Raw genomic sequence first — 17181 nt, forward strand, 5'->3', positions numbered from 1 at the left:
TTATGCTTTCACCATTTTAAAAGTTGACGCTTTCGATTCTGAAGCAATGGTAATAAAATAAATGCCTGAAGCGTATTTTTTAAAATCTACTTCAACATAGCTTTTTTCAGATTGAAACTTATTGATGGTTTTGCCAGAAATTGTATGAATAGTAATACTTAGATTTTCGTTTGTACGATTATCTATTTTTAAAACTGAGGCCATCGGATTTGGATACAGATGTAATTCGTCCTCAGAAAATTCAGAGGCACTTAGTACCGAAAAATTAATACAAGAACTGCGTTCCGTGCACAAACCATTAGTCAGTTCTACAGCATAATTTCCAGTAGTGGTTGGCACAAACGTTTGATTGGTTGCGCCTGAAATTTCTATTTCAGTATCACAATTATACCATTGATAGTTGGCAGCTGTTTCGTTAGCCATTAGACTGGTGTCTGTTTGCGTCACCATATTATCTAAAGCCACCAAGCCCGATTTGGTTGCTACATAAGCTGCCACGAGTTTAGTTAGCTCTGTCATGTATTGAAAATCGATGTCTACCACGCGATCATTAGCCGTGTGGTAATTTGGTGTTTCATCATTTGTCGCCCAAGATTCACCAACTAAAACAGCAGAATAGCCTTGATTCCAAAAGCGCGAATGGTCACTGGCAGGAGTACCAGGATTGACTACAATCACATTCAAATCGAAGGAATACGTATTCAAAATAGTTAATAAATCATCTTTAATGGCTATTGAATTCGCAATGGGTCTTACATCAATATCAAAATCGTTATCTCCAGGAGTTCCTGGTGCGTCGCCATCATAACCAATCATATCCATATTTAACACACCGAGAATATTATCTCTGGTATTACCATTGGTATCATCCGCAACTTGTTGTGCATAAAAATTTGCGCCTAAAAGTCCAATTTCCTCTTCATCCCAAAGCGCATAAATAATGGTATTATCAGTGCATTGTTGGGACATAATTCTAGCGATTTCTATAACCGCTGCAACTCCTGTAGCATTATCATCTGCACAATAGTCAGCCACTGAATCGTAATGCGCACAAATCATATAAATGTTATCCGGATTGGTCTGGCCAAGTTGTGTGGCAATAACATTTTTGCCTGTACTATTAAAATTTTGAACGGCTACCGTAAGATTAGGAAATGCTGAAAGCCGTTCTTCAATATAATCCGCTGCCAAATCGTTATTACTATGTAAGCGATTGGCTATAGTTCGAGAAACACCGTTAATGACCGTCGCTTGCTCACCAGAAAGTTCATTAACACGCAATTGCAAATTAGCGTTACTGACTTGGTTTATGATGTCTTGGATAGATTGTGAGAATGACACATTAAAGCATAACATTAGCAGTAACAACGAAAAAATAAGCTTGTGTTTCATTCTATTAAATTGTTTTTTGTTGACCATTTCTTTTAGCCTTATCAATTATACATTATATACCTACAAGGTTTTAAAAACCTTGCAGGATGATATAACAAAGAATTCTTCAAAATAAACCAATTACAAATAGTCACTTTCAGAATGTGGATTAAATTATTTTCCTATTCCTGTTTTATTAATATGCGCCGTTAGTGCATTATTCAAATCCTCATGTAACTCCCAAAACTTTTCGTCCATTCTGTCAATATCATCACTTAATTGTTCTTTTGAAAAATTATCAAAGTGTTCTTGTCTTGCATCAGGTCCTTTGGGAACTCCCTCAGGGAAATAAATCTTGTTAAACTCGTTTAATCGATTTGCTATTGATTGAAAATTCAGGTATTCTAAATCTTCAATCACGTCTATATTTTTATCAGCTCCATAATTAACATAATGTTCCCATAGTCCAAAAGCCAATAATGGCTCAATATTAAACCAAACTCTTTGTTCTCTGGTCAATTTTGAATATTCAGAAAAACCAAGGGAAACAATTTTGTTCCAAGCAGGTTCAGCTTCTTCCCTTATCATATGCTGAGATTTTCTCTTTTATTACCATAAACAAATATACCTATTTACAACTTTTTAGAGTTTAATATTTTATAATTCATTTTTTAACTCTACATTTATAGAGTTAATTCTAAACACGTAGAGCATGCAACTTTCAAAAACCGAAGAACAACTAATGCAACACCTCTGGAAGCTCGAAAACGCTTTTATGAAAGATTTATTAGACAGCTATTCAGAACCCAAACCAGCAACTACGACTGTGGCTACCTTACTGAAACGTATGATTGGTAAAGGCTTTGTTGCTTATAACACTTTTGGCAATTCAAGAGAATACTATGCACTGGTTAAAAAAGAAGATTATTTTTCTAAGCACGTCAATGGATTAATAAAAACATTCTTTAATGATAGTGCCTCTCAGTTTGCTTCCTTCTTTACGCGTAAAACTGATTTAACCAAGGAAGAATTAGAGGCCTTAAAAAAAATTATAGATAACGAAATTAAAAACAAGTAGTCATGGCAACCTATCTCATTAAATTTTCGGCATGCTTGGCTATATTTTGGCTCTTTTATATTCTGTTTTTAGAACGTCAGAATATGCATCGTTTTAAACGTTTCTATTTATTAGGAGCATTGGTATTGGCTTTAGTTATTCCAACCCTAAAAATAACCGAATATATAGAACCTATTGCCACTACTTTTGAAACCGCTCCCGTTTTTATTCCTATGGAATCCTTCACAGAAATACCGGTGGAAACGCCTTCATTTTGGAATTTAGAAAACGTCCTTTGGCTAGTCTATGGTTTAGGTGTTTTATTATTGTTAGCAAGATTTTTAATCAATCTGCTAAAAATGAACCGCAGAATTTCTAAGAACGAAACCATCGCTAAACAGCATTTCACGTATGTGCTTTTAAAAGAAAATCTTATTCCACATTCGTTCTTTAAGTATCTGTTTTTTAATAAAATCCGTTATGAATCTCAAAACATTCCCGAAGAAGTTATACTACATGAAGAAACCCATGCCAAGCAACTACACAGTTTAGATATTATCATTTTAGAGCTACTTCAGATTGTGTTTTGGTTTCATCCACTCATTTACATTTTGAAACATCATGTAAAACTGAATCACGAATTTTTAGCAGACCAAGCCGTTTTAAATCACGGCGCAGATGCTAAAACCTATCAAAACATATTATTACAATTTTCATCTTCCGATAATTATCAGGAAACTGAAGCTTATCGGCTAAGCAGTACCATCAATTATTCATCCATCAAAAAACGATTTACAGTTATGAAAACACAAACATCTAAAACCCGTATTTGGCTAAGCACGTTCCTAGTCTTACCAATTATTGCTCTTCTTTTTTACAGTTTTGCTGAGAAAGAATATGTTGAGAAACCAATTGTATTAACTTCTGAAATTTTAGAAACCAAAAACGAAGCATCTCAAAAAGAGATGTATGACACGGTAATACAAGAAAATCGAACAAAGATTTTAAAAACCAATAAAAATAAAAGCATAATTCTTTTAGAGCATTGGTATATTACAATTAATAACAACAAATTTTATTATCCATATAAAAAAGGAGACTTAAAGAAATATTACGACAAGAACGGTAACGAAGTAGATTTAGATATTGTAAAAGAATATGTAATAAAATACGAAACTTTTGAAGCTCTCAAAAGGATAGGTAAACATTATGTTTATAAATCTAATAAAGAGCAAGAAGAAATAGATGCCTTATTTTCTGACTTAGGAGGTATCTATTTTAGAATGTCTAAAGAAAATAAATCTAAAGTAAAACGACCTATCTCGCCTATTAAACCTTATGTTCAAATAACGCTTAATGGAAACACCTATTATAAAAAACGAAACGAATTAACCTTAGACGAAATTGCGACTTTTCCACCACCACCTGAACACGCTATTCAACAAAAAGCAACAGCAAAACAAGTCGCAGCATACAATACTTGGGCAAAAGAATTAAAAACAACTGAATCTAAAATCATAATGAAAAAAGATTTAGATAAGTACCAACACATATATAGTATAATGACTGCTGAACAGAAAAAGACAGCGGAAGCATTTCCTAAAATACCACCTCCACCACCTCCAACAGAAGCATCACCAAATAAAAATGGTAAAAAGAAAACATTAAATGAAATCATACAAGACACACCAAAAGGCATGACATCTGGTTTTGAAATGCTAGATAATGGAGAATCTCATTATTTTACAGAGTATAAAGGCAAAAAAACATATTATAATAAAGATGGATTTATTACTGATGAAAAAGGTAAAATTTCACCTCCACCTCCACCGACTTTAAAGTCAAATCAGAAAACTAAAACTAAAGAGAAAGGAGGGCCAAATGTTAGTCAATTAGACCAAAGTAAATCTAACCCTTCATTTCTAGAATTCATTATTGAAATGGAAGAAAAAGGAGCGACATTTTATTATCATGACAAAAAAATATCTGCAGAAGAAGCTAAAACTTTAGCTAGAACTAACACTGGTAAGAGTCATGATATGATAACTCAAAAAGATGCAAATGACCGCTATATTGTTAAACTATCTAAAACTAAATATGAAATAAAAACAGAAGATGGAGAAACGCTGAGTATGACCGTAAATGATTGTCTTGAAGTACCATCAACCCTTAAGGTAAACTCTGTATTAAATAAGTTAAACATCAATTGTATTGAAGATTACCCTAACAACACCATTGAAATTTACAATCGTTTTGGTAAAATTATTTATTCTAAAAAAGGGTACGATAATAGCTGGAAAGGCACTGATGAAAACGGTAAACTTTTAGTTGAGGGAAAATACTATTATAGTTTAGATATTGGTTCTAAAAACGGAAAACCGCAGGTTGGTTATATTACAATAATTAAATAAATTTTAGACAACCTTATATTTTAAGCATTTAGTCATTTCAAGACTTCACAGGTTTTTAACCTTTGCACAAGGCTTCGGTTAGCAAAGGAAACCTGTGAGGTCTTTTTTATTATAAAATTATGTAACAAAACACCTGTTTTAGCGTTCTAATAGTCAATCAGTCCTGAGCGAAAGCGAAGGGTCAATCAAAAAACAATCCATCATGTTAAAACAATTCTTCATCCTTTGTTCGGGAGCAGACACCGATATTTTAAACGACTGTTCTATTGGCGAACAAAACAAATACGCTGGTATTGGTGCCACCGTTTTCTTTACCGCAGTTATGGCAACCATTGCAGGCAGTTATGCTCTATACACCGTTTTTGATAACCTCTACGCTTCTATTTTTTTCGGATTAATTTGGGGTTTACTTATTTTTAATCTCGATCGTTATATAGTTTCAACCATTAAAAAACGTGATAATGTCATCGATGAAATTCTTCAAGCCACACCACGTCTATTTTTAGCTGTAATTATTGCTGTTGTAATTTCTAAACCTTTAGAATTAAAGATTTTTGAAAAAGAAATCAACCAAGTACTACTAGAACAAAAGAATGATTTAACCTTAGCCAATCAAAATCAAATTGCTCAACAGTTTAATCCTAAAATTGAAGCATTAGAGACTGAAATTTTAAGCTTACAAACTCAAGTACAATCTAAAGAAGCAGAAGTCAATGCCTTATATGATACTTACATTTCTGAAGCCGAAGGCACAGCAGGCACCAACCGTTTAGGCAAAGGACCAGTTTATAAAGAAAAACGAGACAAACATGATGCTGCTTTAGCAGCGTTACAAGAACTAAAAACAGATAACAAAATTAAAATTACTGCGATTGAAGGTGAAATTTCAAGCTTACAAAGCGATTACACAGCTAATGTGTCAACCTCGCAACCTATCATAGATAATTTTGATGGTTTAATGGCTAGAGTGACGGCTTTAGGAGAATTACCGTGGTTGCCTTCGTTCTTTATTTTTCTATTGTTTTTGGCTATTGAAACGTCTCCAATTTTTGCGAAACTATTATCTCCAAAAGGTGAATTCGATTTTAGATTGCAAGACCAAGAAACCATAATCAAAACTTGGACTATGCAGCAGGTTACAGAACGTCAACTCTTATTAAAAACAGATAATGACATTAATAATAAAGTCTATACTGAAATTGCTGACGAAGAAGAAATTATTAATTACAAACGACAAAAAGCGCGTGAGTTAATGCAGCATCAAGCAGATGCCTTTTTAAAAAAACAAAAAGGAATTCTTTAAATAATTGTCATTACTTTTAGAGTTGAAATTAAAACTCAACCTTATGAGATCTATCTATACTATAATTTTTGCCTTTTTATTAATGAGTTGTATCAGTATTAAAGCGGATCTAACTACAGAAAATAAAATTCAGACACCTGAGCATCTTGCCGAAGCTGAAGCAGGTATACGATTGGTCATGGAAGCACAAGAAATTGCGTGGAATAAACACGACTTAAAAGGCTTTATGCAAGGGTATTGGAACAATGATGCTTTAAAATTTTATGGCAGTAACGGACTTACCAAAGGCTGGCAGAATACATTAGACAATTACAAAAAAGGCTATCCAACCAAAGCCGAAAGTGGCACACTTAACTTTGTAATTAATGATATTTCTAATATTGAAGGAGACAACTATTGGGTTATGGGAGAATACCACCTAAAACGCGACGTTGGTAATGCAGATGGTGTTTTCATCATTATCTTTAAAAAGATAGACGGAGAATGGAAAATCGTAGCGGATATGTCTTGTTGAAGTTGAAATTGAACAACAAATCATTAATTAGGAAAAATCAAATCCATTCGAATAATAAGGTCTTCAAAATACAGAATTTGATTAGTGATACTTCGTGTAATTCATATCAAAAAAAATATGATTTATGAGATCCCGCTAAAAATCGGGATGAGTTCAACTAATTAAATTTGAATAAATCACTTCGTAATTTATTTAAATTTAGAGTTTCACTAAAAAATAAAGTGTATCCGAAACACCTATCTATCACCATAGATGAATGGGAAACACTTTATTTAATATATATGAAAAAAGTGGATTAAGCGGCTACAATATTACCAGATATGGCCATATTTTCGGCTTTTGCCTTAGCTTTTGGTGCGTCTTCTGTTTTGAAGTGTTGGTATAATTCTTTACAACCTAGACCTATAATCGAAAGACGTTTCGATTTGGATATAGACTCATTGTGTAATTTTGCTAACGCCATTACACCTGCTCTATCAATGCCTTTAACGCGCTCAATATCTAGTAAGACGTCATCTAACTTATCAAAAATATTAGCAAAATGTGCATTGAAGGTTTTTAAATTCACCTTATTAAGGGTGCCTTTAATTTGAAAACGGTTGTTGTAACTTGTAATTTCTAAATCCATAATAAATAATGTTAAGGCGTTCAAATAATAAATTAGGGCTATTAATCTGTAATTTTATGCTATTATTTAGAGGTATGACTACAATATCGAACTAATCTCAAAGTCTCAAATATATAATCGACAAACTGTAATTTAGACTAGATAATTCGGACTGGTTTGTTTGTTTTTTCGATGAACTACACGCCGCAAAAATTAATTAATTGTAAAAAAAACAGCAGTACAAACCTTTACATATAAAGGTTCAGAAGATTTACTTTTAAAATTGATAGAACCTACAATTTAAGATATAAATTGATCCGTCTATACATAGGATGCCACTTTGTTTTCAGATTTTTTTAACTAGTGAGTACCTTTTATGTAATTTTTGAAGATTTTAAAATAAGTACTTTACTTTTACAGCATGAAAATGAAGTACGAATACAAAGTTGTGATTATGATTGCCCTTGCCGGAATAACCCTTTACGGTTTAGTCACTGGGCAGTATTTGTTTATGGTATTTTTAATTCCGTTGAGTTTTGATTTTTTCAATAAGAAAAAATAATATTATAATTTCTTGACGTACTCGGTAATAATTACAATTCTTGTTGGGCCTACTTTACCTTCTATATACGTTTCATTTTCGTGATCTAATCTTATATTCCTAACAGCAGTGCCTTGTTTAGCAATCATGCTAGATCCTTTTACTTTAAGATCTTTTATTAAAACCACAGAGTCGCCATGCGCTAAAACCACACCGTTTACATCGCGATGAATCAGTTGGTCTGCCGCAGGTTCTCCGTCTCCTGAGGCTTTAGCTAACTCTAAGATGTCTTCTTCCATATACATCATACCTAATAAATCTTGCGTCCAGTCTGCTTTAATTCGGTTGAGCATGCGCCAAGCCATAATCTTTACAGCATCGTGCTCAGACCACATACTATCATTAAGACAGCGCCAGTGGTTCCCATCGATCTTTTCGGCATCTTCCATTTGTTCTACACAAATATTACAAGCGTAAAGCGCTGATTTGGCTTCGCTTTCTTTTGCTTCTGGCAAATTGTAAACAGCTAACTTTTCTACACTACCACATAACTCGCACGTACTATTGCTTCTTTTTTGTAATTCTCTTTCTAAACTCATGGCTCATTTTATAGCCACAAATATAACAATAGGGTTTAGTATCTAGATATAAACAAGAACTATGATGCTATTCTTTTGAAGTTTGAACCCTTAGAGTCAATAAATACTTCTAAAAATTTTGAATTTTGAGAATTAAAAGTGACACATGCACTATTTGCCGGAATCAAAATAGTTTCTCCCATAGAGACAAACTCCGTTTGATTATTAACAGTAACCTCAGCTTTACCTTCAACACACATAAAAATGACAAATGAATCTTTATTTGAGTAATCTCTTTTTTGAGGACCTTTAACTTCAAAAATATTAGTAGTAAAGAAATCACAGTTTACAAGGTTGGTCGTTTTGTCTTGCTCTAAAACATAATCACTTTTTCTGTTTGAAGCGAAAGGTTTTGTTGCTTTTTGCGCTAATTCTGTATGTAATTCTCTTTGTTGGCCGTTATCATCTTTTCTATCCCAATCATAAACACGATACGTAATATCACTTGTTTGTTGAATTTCGGCAGCCAAAACACCAGCACCAATAGCATGTATTTTTCCTGCTGGAATAAAATAGCTATCGCCTTGTTTTACTTTTTCAGTATTAAAAATAGCGTCTACATTTGAGGCATTGATATCTGCTAGAATAGTTTTATCTATCTCATTATTCTTTAATCCCAAGACAATTTCTGCATCTTCATCGCTATCCATAATGTACCACATTTCTGTTTTTCCGAATGAATTATGATTTGCTTTTGCCATAGCATCGTCAGGATGTACTTGCACAGATAGATTTGTTTTTGCATCTAAAAATTTAATCAATAGTGGGAAATTCTCTCCAAACACCTCGATATTTTCTTGACCTAAAAATTCACTTTTATATTTTGAAATCAAATCATTTAAGGTCTTTCCTTTATATAAACCGTTAGATACTAACGAAATATTATCATCTACGCCTGAGATTTCCCAGCTCTCGCCTACATTTTTAGAATCTGATTTTTTATTTAAGATTGAAGACAATTTTTCGCCTCCCCAAATTTTCTCTTTAAGTATTGGGTTAAATTTTATTGGATATGCTTCCATGATTTTTTTATTTTATTTGCTAAACACTTGGGTTTAGATGGTTAATAGTTTTATTTATATTTTTTAGATAATCGACCAATGAAAAAACACTTTTAAACAAGGTCTGTTTTACATCTTGTTGTTCAATTGTTTTTAAATTTAAATCTATAAGTTCAGCTTTATTTGAACATAAATTTTCAATGATTGTACTGAGTTGTAGTCCTTTGTTTCGCAGTTCTGTAACATTTACAAATCCTATATGTTTTAAATTAAATTGATTAAACATATAGCGTGCTCCTGCTCTTTTAGCTGCGACTTCAGATGTTTTTTTCTTTATTTCTACAATTGAGAAGTGCGATGCGCAGACTTCTTTTACATCTTTTAAAAGCGTTAATGTACTGTCGCTACTATCATTATCTACGAAGCAGAGTTCTATAGTTGCAGAAGCGTTAATTTGTTCCGTTAAAAACTCCTTATCTATTTGCGCTTCGTTATTATGACATATTATGATGATTCCTATCTTCATCTTAGTCTCTGATTAAGCAATTTTTAATTTTGTTGAAACCGTAGCTTTAGCAACTGATTTTTTTGATCTGTACACCCAAGCGATCTGACCTAATTGTCCAACAATTTTTACGGAATCTTTCATAGAGAGTTTAGAACCATCTGCATGAATCCATCGTTTTAAAGGCTGTTCACAAAGCATTGCTTTGGCTTTTTTAAGACCAAAGTGAATGGTCATTCTTTTAAAAATCTCTACATCAAAAATCCATTGTGTCACAAATTTTTTACCAAATGCGATATCAATAACATCTTTATGAAAAATTTTAGCACCACATTGGGTGTCTTTAAAATCCATTGATAAAATCTTTCTGATTATAAAGTTAATCGTTAAACTGATAATTTTTCTTGCAGATTCTTTAGTAATATTGGCTCCCATTCTTGCAATACGAGATCCACTCACAATTTTAAAATCAGAAGTTTCAATTGTTTTTACCAAATCATCAAAATCGGCTAAGTCTGTAGATAAATCTGCATCTAAAAACCCGATGTAATCTAAGTCTTCTTTCTTTGCCATGTATAACATACCTAAACGAACTGCTTCTGCTTTTCCGCCGTTTTTCTCACAATCATAAACGGTGATAAAATCTTCTCTCCCTTTTTGTAATTGGTGCAAGACTTCTAACGTCTTGTCCTTACTTCCATCGTTTACGAAACATAAATGGTAACCTGAATTTTTATCAATAAAGGTTAAAAACTCATCACTTAATAAACGTTCTTCTTCGTTATAACATGGAATTACGACTCCAACACAACGTTGTTGAATCATGATGTTAGAATTACTTTTCACACCATTCGATGTTTTTGGTAAGCCGATTAAATTTTTTACCCTTGCACAAATTTCGTTCAGGCTTAATGGTTTTTTCATGTAATCGTTTATACCTAATTCAAAAGCTTCTGTAATTATAAAATCTTGCGTATTACCGGACAAAACCATTACTGGTGTCTTATCCTTTTTAAAAAATCTTATATGCTTTACGACATCTAAACCAGAAACACCTGGCATATTAATATCAACGACAACTAAGTCTGGATTAAATTCTTCATAGATCTCTAATCCTTTTGAAGCATCCGTTTCTATTCTTACTTCGTATCCTAAACCCGACAATCGTTTTTGTAATGGAAGTAATACTAGTTGTTGATCGTCTATCGCTAAAATCTTCATAATAGTTGTTTTTAATTGTTAATTACAAGACAAATTTACTTGAGAAGATGCCTCTAAATTCTAAATTTAGCTTAACCTAAGACCAAGTGTAGACGAATGGCAGATTACTATAGATAATTAAAAATCGTAGCGCTATTTAAATTATATATCTTTACAGTATTGATAGTAATATCAAGGTTTTACATGAAAAACACTTCAAATAAATATTTAATAGCCGCTTTACTCATTGGTATAGCATTTCATGGTACGTCTATATTCTTCACATTAGAAACGACTTACGATGCACTAATCCATTTATTCTTTGCAGACCATTATGCAACAAGCTGGTTTGAGCCTTGGAACTATAAATGGTACACAGGCTTTACGGTTATGAGTTATCCGCCTTTGGTGCATCAATCTATTGCTGCATTATCGTTTATTGGTGGTTTAAAATTCGGTATGTTTACCGTCGCTTTAATAGGTATTGTCTTATTTATAACGGGTGTCTATAGGTTTGCCTTATTAATGACCTCTAATCGAACTGTGGCAGGTTACGCTGCACTATTAGCGGTATTTTCTTCCTCGTTTGTTGAAACCTTGCACGTCTTTGGGCAACTGCCAAGTATCATTGGCATTTCAGTATTAATGCACTCCTTACCAGAAATTTATTTGTGGTTAAAAACAGGAAAATTACGCTACTTGGCTACCTCATTATCATTGATTGCTGTAACGGTTACTTCGCATCATGTGACACCTATTTTCGGAATGATATTTTTTATATTCCCGTTAATAGGTATGGTAATTATGGATGCTTCGAGAGATACAGTTGAAACAATGAAGGCTGTTACTTTTAAAGTATTTTTAAACACCTTCTTTAAACTTTTTAAGCGTATTATCAGTTTTGGAATGCTGTCTTTAGTGATTATAATAGGTTGCATTTTACCATATTGGATTAATTCTAAAAACAACCCAATTACTCAAGTGCCAATTCCGCATGGCTCGCGAGATAATTTCTTAGAAATAACATCTTCTGGTTTGGTGTTCTTTTTAATTCCTTGGGGTATTTTATTGATTATTTTACCTTATATATTTCACAGATATTACAGTAAACGTTATTTATTTTTTGGTTTGTCTATGACCATTTTAGTTGTTTTAGGCACAGGCGGCACTACACCAATTCCAAGACTTGTATTAGGCGAAACCGCATTTAATATTTTAACCTTAGACCGTTTTACACTTTGGGCTTCTATTATGTCTCTTCCGCTTTTTGGTGAGTTTACGTACCGCTTTGTTGAAGGTGATTTAAAAACATTGATTCAAGCTAAATTTGGTGCTGTTTATCATCGCATTGCAGGCGGAATTTTAGCAGGTTTGTTTTTGTTCATGACAATTTTTACCATGAGTTTAAGCTACTTTAAACCGTCGCAGCCGCAACAAATTAAAATGCTGCCTATTGTAAATTTCCTTAACCAAGATCAGCACGATCAATGGCGCTATATGACATTAGGTTTTGGTGACCAGATGGCTTGGTTATCTGCACAAACCAATGCCATGTCTGTAGATGGAAATTACCATTCTGCAAGACGCTTACCGGAATTAACAACACGACCAATCGAGCGTTTAGAGAATTCAAAATTTAAAGGTGTTGAAGGTATTGGCTCTTTACAGCAGTTTTTGACCACACCCGAAAAGTATAACTTCAAGTATATTTTTTCTAACGATAAATTTTACGATCCTATACTATATTATTGCGGCTGGCAACGTTTACGACAGTTAGAAAACGGGATTATGGTTTGGGAAAAACTCAATGTGCCACCACTATCTTCCATCTTACCTAAAGAAGATGTCAGTACGTGGCAAAAAATACTTTGGGGAATTGTGCCGTTCTTAACTGTTTTAATCGCCTTTATTTTAAACATACAAATGCTTCTTGTCCGTTTATTAAAAACGAAAGCTAAAGGCATACCAGCTTATCTCAACTTTAAAAATAACTACACTCAGTTTTCTCATGGTGTTTTAAAACTAACACATATCTGGTCTGTAATTTTAGCCCTTATTGTCTGTTATGGGACATACCTGTTTTATATTAAAAACGAATCGCATCACTCACCAGAAAATGCTATTCTTGCCTACTATGATGCATTAGATTTTAAGGAATTTGAAAAAGCACACAGCCTTATCAATCCAAAAAGTGATTTACCAATAGCGCAGTACATGTTAGAAATTTCTGTAACAGATGGTCTATTAAGTTCTTATGCAAAGTTAGATGCGATTACAACAGAAACCATAAGTAAAACCGATAGTTTAGCAAGTTTAAAAGTATTTACCGATTGGATTACACCTTTAGAAAAAATTAAAAAAACAGATTATAAGACTTTAATTAAGGTTGACGGAAAATGGTACATCGAACCTGAAGATATCGATTTAGATTTGCCACCAGACCAATTATATTCTAGTAATACTACCAATTATTTTAACCAAGGAAGACGTCGCATTACCACAGAACAAACGCATCATGAAGATGTTTTAAAACAACCTGTACTTGAAATTTTATCAGCCAAACTCGTAAAGTTTGAAAACCACTATGCGCTCGTTGGTGAAGTTCAAAATATAGATAACGTACCAGCAGATGTGGTTCTAAAAGGCACACTTTATAATGATGACAATAAAGCGCTGGCAACCTACAATGCTAAATATCATTTAAAACACAAGTTAATGCCCAAAGAGGTCAGTTCGTTCAGAATTAATTTTGAAGGGATTGCTTGGTCTAAAACCCAAGATTCTATCCCAAAGACGTTTAACCCAGATGAATTTACACCCATTGAATTTGAAGAACAACCGACTAAATTCAACCTTCAGGCTGCAGGAAATGTTTCAGGATCTGACTTATTTAAAAGCACTACTGCGAATATAACAGCGATTACGGATTCGCATATTTCAGGAACGTTATTTAATGGTGGTACTCAGGAAGTGACCATTCCGCAAGTATTAATTTCATATTATGATGAAAATAAAGTCTTAATATGGGTAGATCATCTTTTTGTAAAAGAAGGCATTCGTCAGCAACGTTCGCAACCCTTTCAATATCCTATACTAACTAATAAAACGGTCCGTATTATAAATAATGATATGACGAATTGTTTTGTCAATGGTTTACCAAATGAAAGTATTGCAGATAAAATTGTTTCAGACCGCATTTTAAATCATAATAATGAAGAGTTACAAGCCATAGATCATCCTATTTTTAAATTCGTAAAACTAGAAATCAACACCTATATTGGTAATCCTAATTAATGAGATTTAAGTATTTATACATAGCGCTATTTTCATTTCTTCTGCTTTCAACAACCGTTGCATTACAGACTAATGAAACGTCTGATGCTTATAAATTACTTTCTAAAAAAAGCTCATATACGGCTGGTGATGTTATTGAATTACAATTTTCAATTACTGGTAATACTGATGTTTATTTATATTGTTCTAATTCTTATGGTTCAGTTGTTTTGAATCCTGTTACTAATGAGAATAGGTTAAATTTCACAATTCCAGAATCGATTTCAAAAAAATCTGGTGTATTAAATTGGCAGTTAATTTCTGATACAACTGAACTTGCAGGTCAAGTAAACATTTTACCAAAAGCCAATATTAAAACTATTGAGAGTTATTTAGGACCACCAAGTATTGAAGCTGGCGGAACGGATTTTACCATGTTAGTCGTTATACCGACAGATGATTTAGACAATCCACTTATCGACAGCACAAAAGTTGTGATAAAGCATCAATTTTTATCAAATCAGAATGCTTCAGATGTATTTACTGAACATGGTTTTGGGTACAAAAACATCTATTCAAAAACCAAAAGCGGTCGCATACTTATCAGTTCAGATAGTTTTGACTTAAACTCAAAAGAATATGATGTGAATGTTGTGCCTGCAATTCCAACAAATTTTAAAATCAACGCAGAGCGCATTCATGAGTATGCCGATGGCAATCAAATCACCACTTTTAGAACTACAGTTATTAGAGATCGTTACAATAATATCGTAAGCGATGGTACTTTTGTCACCTTCTTTATCACCAATACAAAAGGTTATAAATCTAAAACCTCTGGTACAACAATTAATGGCATTGCAACAGCAAAATTAGTACAACCAGACCATGAAGATCAATGGACGGTTAAAGCTTATGTGGAAGGCATGGCAAATAGTAATACCATTGTTTTAGAGTATAAACAAGCTGTTGAAGATTATAACGTTGTGTTTTCTAAAGACAAACGCACCATCACCATCGGTCCTTTAAAAAGTTTTATGAATCAGCGTATACCTGATGGCTTACATGTGCAATTATCCATCTATAAAAATGGTGTTTTAGAAGATGAGTCTATTGAAAATTCACTTAATGGTATGGCCAAATTTCATTTGAATCCTGATCGTTTTTCAAAAGGCAATTATAAACTCGTATTTACCGCTGCTGGTATTACAAAAACTTATGAGGACGTACGCTATGAGTAAGACAAATACAAATATATTACGAGGTTTACTTCTATTGTCTTACGTTATCATTATCGCTTTAGTGATTTATGGTTTTGGTGCTTTGTACAGTTACCTCAACACAGGTGCAGATCGCAGTAAAATGTTGCACACAGAAATTAAACAAGTAGATCAATACTTGCCTGAAATACAATGGGCACCTTTAACTAATGAAGGTAGAGCCATAGATGAGCAAACACTAAATAAAATAGAAAACGATTATTTAGACGCTTGGTATGTAAAATATGTAGCATTTAAAACAAATACAAAAAAAGGCATTGATGATTATTATACAGATAGTGCTAGTGAAAACATCTATTCTATTATAGCTATTAATTCAGAAAATAAAACCACAATTGAGGCGACAACTTTAGAACATCACCCAAATTTAGAATTCTTTAGTGAAGATGGCCAACTCGCAGTTTTAACAGATCATGATGTTATAGAATTTAAACGCCTTTTTAGTGGTGAAACACTTATTACAGAAGTTACTGAAAAATCGAGTTATAAAGTCACGCTTTTATTAGAAGATGGCTTTTGGCGTATTAGGCATTTGGTAAAAATTAAAAGTGAACCTTATGTTGTTAAAAAACAAAATGAACCTCTAAAAATTTCTGAATTAAAGGGTATTAACTACTATCCACAAGCCAACCCTTGGGATATGTTTGGTGATGGTTTTGATGAAGGTATTATTGAAAAAGATTTTGAAATTATTAAAAATTCAGGTTTAAATAGCATCCGTATTTTTGTACCGTATGACGGTTTTGGAAAATCTAATGTGGATGTAAAAAAACTAGAACAGCTCACAAAAGTACTTGACCTTGCTGAGGCAAAAAACTTAAAGGTGATGGTGACCCTTTTTGATTTCTATGGCGATTATTCTGTACTCGATTGGACACTTACACAACACCATGCAAAACGAATTGTGAATACCTTAAAAAATCATAAAGCCTTAGAATCTTGGGATATTAAAAATGAGCCTAATTTAGATTTTGAATCTCGTGGTGAACAGCTCGTAACCGCTTGGTTAGATAAAATGATAGATTTTGTAAGAGCTCAAGATCCAAATCATGCCGTAACCATCGGTTGGTCTAATGCTAAAAGTAGTACCATTTTAAAAGACAAATTAGACTTTGTTTCGTTTCATTATTACGAAAATCTTGATGATTTAGATGCTACATTTAAAGATTTGAAAACAAAAATTACAGATAGACCTATTGTTATTACAGAGTTTGGCGTATCCTCTTATAGCGGTTTATGGAATCCTTTTGGGAATTCAGAAGACGACCAAGCTGAGTATCATAAAACCATTCAATCTGTATTTACTGAAAATAATATCTCTTTTATGTCCTGGACATTGTACGATTTTGACGATATACCAAAGGAAGTCGTTGGACGACTTCCTTGGCGACAAAATGCTCAAAAGCACTTTGGATTTATAGATGAAGAAGGAAATAATAAAGCTTCTTTTAAGTACATTTCTAATTAAATCGTTTGTTTCTTC

General features: G+C 33.0%; 15 protein-coding genes. 8 read left to right on the forward strand and 7 right to left on the reverse strand.

What is annotated here, in order from left to right:
- Both AB8B52_RS12480 and AB8B52_RS12485 read right to left on the reverse strand, forming a co-directional pair.
- A complete protein-coding gene (locus AB8B52_RS12480) occupies positions 1 to 1392 on the reverse strand; it encodes a M28 family peptidase (RefSeq protein ID WP_406028600.1) in 1392 nt (463 codons plus the stop codon).
- Between the two features lie 153 nt (positions 1393 to 1545).
- On the reverse strand, positions 1546 to 1959 hold the full coding sequence (locus tag AB8B52_RS12485; protein WP_406028602.1) for a DUF4375 domain-containing protein: 414 nt from the start codon (positions 1957 to 1959) through the stop codon (positions 1546 to 1548).
- Between the two features lie 124 nt (positions 1960 to 2083).
- Here AB8B52_RS12485 and AB8B52_RS12490 point away from each other — a divergent pair, with 124 nt between their 5' ends.
- The 4 genes from AB8B52_RS12490 (at position 2084) to AB8B52_RS12505 (ending at position 6656) form a co-directional block, all read left to right on the forward strand.
- On the forward strand, positions 2084 to 2449 hold the full coding sequence (locus AB8B52_RS12490) for a BlaI/MecI/CopY family transcriptional regulator (RefSeq protein WP_406028604.1): 366 nt from the start codon (positions 2084 to 2086) through the stop codon (positions 2447 to 2449).
- 2 nt (positions 2450 to 2451) lie between these two features.
- Positions 2452 to 4839, forward strand: a complete 2388-nt coding sequence (locus AB8B52_RS12495; protein ID WP_406028606.1) for a gliding motility-associated C-terminal domain-containing protein — start codon at positions 2452 to 2454, stop codon at positions 4837 to 4839.
- Between the two features lie 202 nt (positions 4840 to 5041).
- Complete coding sequence (locus AB8B52_RS12500) at positions 5042 to 6142, forward strand: DUF4407 domain-containing protein (protein ID WP_406028608.1); 1101 nt, start codon at positions 5042 to 5044, stop codon at positions 6140 to 6142.
- A 43-nt stretch (positions 6143 to 6185) separates the two neighbouring features.
- On the forward strand, positions 6186 to 6656 hold the full coding sequence (locus tag AB8B52_RS12505) for a YybH family protein (protein ID WP_406028610.1): 471 nt from the start codon (positions 6186 to 6188) through the stop codon (positions 6654 to 6656).
- Between the two features lie 295 nt (positions 6657 to 6951).
- On the opposite strand, the gene AB8B52_RS12510 is transcribed toward AB8B52_RS12505, so the two are convergent.
- On the reverse strand, positions 6952 to 7284 hold the full coding sequence (locus AB8B52_RS12510; RefSeq protein WP_406028612.1) for a hypothetical protein: 333 nt from the start codon (positions 7282 to 7284) through the stop codon (positions 6952 to 6954).
- Positions 7285 to 7690: 406 nt separating this feature from the next.
- Between AB8B52_RS12510 and AB8B52_RS12515 the strand changes: the two genes are divergently transcribed.
- Positions 7691 to 7825 (forward strand): hypothetical protein, encoded by a 135-nt coding sequence (locus tag AB8B52_RS12515; RefSeq protein ID WP_406028614.1) that lies wholly within the window; start codon positions 7691 to 7693, stop codon positions 7823 to 7825.
- A 2-nt stretch (positions 7826 to 7827) separates the two neighbouring features.
- On the opposite strand, the gene AB8B52_RS12520 is transcribed toward AB8B52_RS12515, so the two are convergent.
- From AB8B52_RS12520 to AB8B52_RS12535, 4 genes are read right to left on the reverse strand one after another with little or no spacing between them, the layout of a single operon-like run.
- Positions 7828 to 8403: a PhnA domain-containing protein gene (locus tag AB8B52_RS12520; protein ID WP_406028616.1), complete on the reverse strand. Its 576-nt coding sequence runs from the start codon at positions 8401 to 8403 to the stop codon at positions 7828 to 7830.
- A 59-nt stretch (positions 8404 to 8462) separates the two neighbouring features.
- Complete coding sequence (locus AB8B52_RS12525) at positions 8463 to 9464, reverse strand: type I phosphomannose isomerase catalytic subunit (RefSeq protein WP_406028618.1); 1002 nt, start codon at positions 9462 to 9464, stop codon at positions 8463 to 8465.
- A gap of 19 nt (positions 9465 to 9483) precedes the next feature.
- Positions 9484 to 9969 carry a family 2 glycosyl transferase gene (locus AB8B52_RS12530; RefSeq protein WP_406028620.1) on the reverse strand — a complete coding sequence of 162 codons (486 nt, stop codon included), beginning with the start codon at positions 9967 to 9969 and terminating at the stop codon, positions 9484 to 9486.
- 12 nt (positions 9970 to 9981) lie between these two features.
- Positions 9982 to 11169 carry a response regulator gene (locus AB8B52_RS12535; protein ID WP_406028622.1) on the reverse strand — a complete coding sequence of 396 codons (1188 nt, stop codon included), beginning with the start codon at positions 11167 to 11169 and terminating at the stop codon, positions 9982 to 9984.
- 183 nt (positions 11170 to 11352) lie between these two features.
- Between AB8B52_RS12535 and AB8B52_RS12540 the strand changes: the two genes are divergently transcribed.
- Genes AB8B52_RS12540 through AB8B52_RS12550 form a run of 3 tightly spaced genes read left to right on the forward strand, consistent with a single transcriptional unit; the run spans position 11353 to position 17166 of the window.
- A complete protein-coding gene (locus tag AB8B52_RS12540) occupies positions 11353 to 14442 on the forward strand; it encodes a hypothetical protein (protein WP_406028624.1) in 3090 nt (1029 codons plus the stop codon).
- On the forward strand, positions 14442 to 15659 hold the full coding sequence (locus AB8B52_RS12545) for a hypothetical protein (RefSeq protein WP_406028626.1): 1218 nt from the start codon (positions 14442 to 14444) through the stop codon (positions 15657 to 15659). Before AB8B52_RS12540 ends, AB8B52_RS12545 begins: the two co-directional genes overlap by 1 nt.
- A complete protein-coding gene (locus tag AB8B52_RS12550; RefSeq protein ID WP_406028628.1) occupies positions 15652 to 17166 on the forward strand; it encodes a cellulase family glycosylhydrolase in 1515 nt (504 codons plus the stop codon). The genes AB8B52_RS12545 and AB8B52_RS12550 overlap by 8 nt, the downstream gene beginning before the upstream one ends.
- Positions 17167 to 17181: the final 15 nt, after the last annotated feature.

It is taken from the genome of Winogradskyella sp., from assembly GCF_045105575.1.
In the GTDB taxonomy this organism is placed as follows: Bacteria; Bacteroidota; Bacteroidia; order Flavobacteriales; family Flavobacteriaceae; genus Winogradskyella.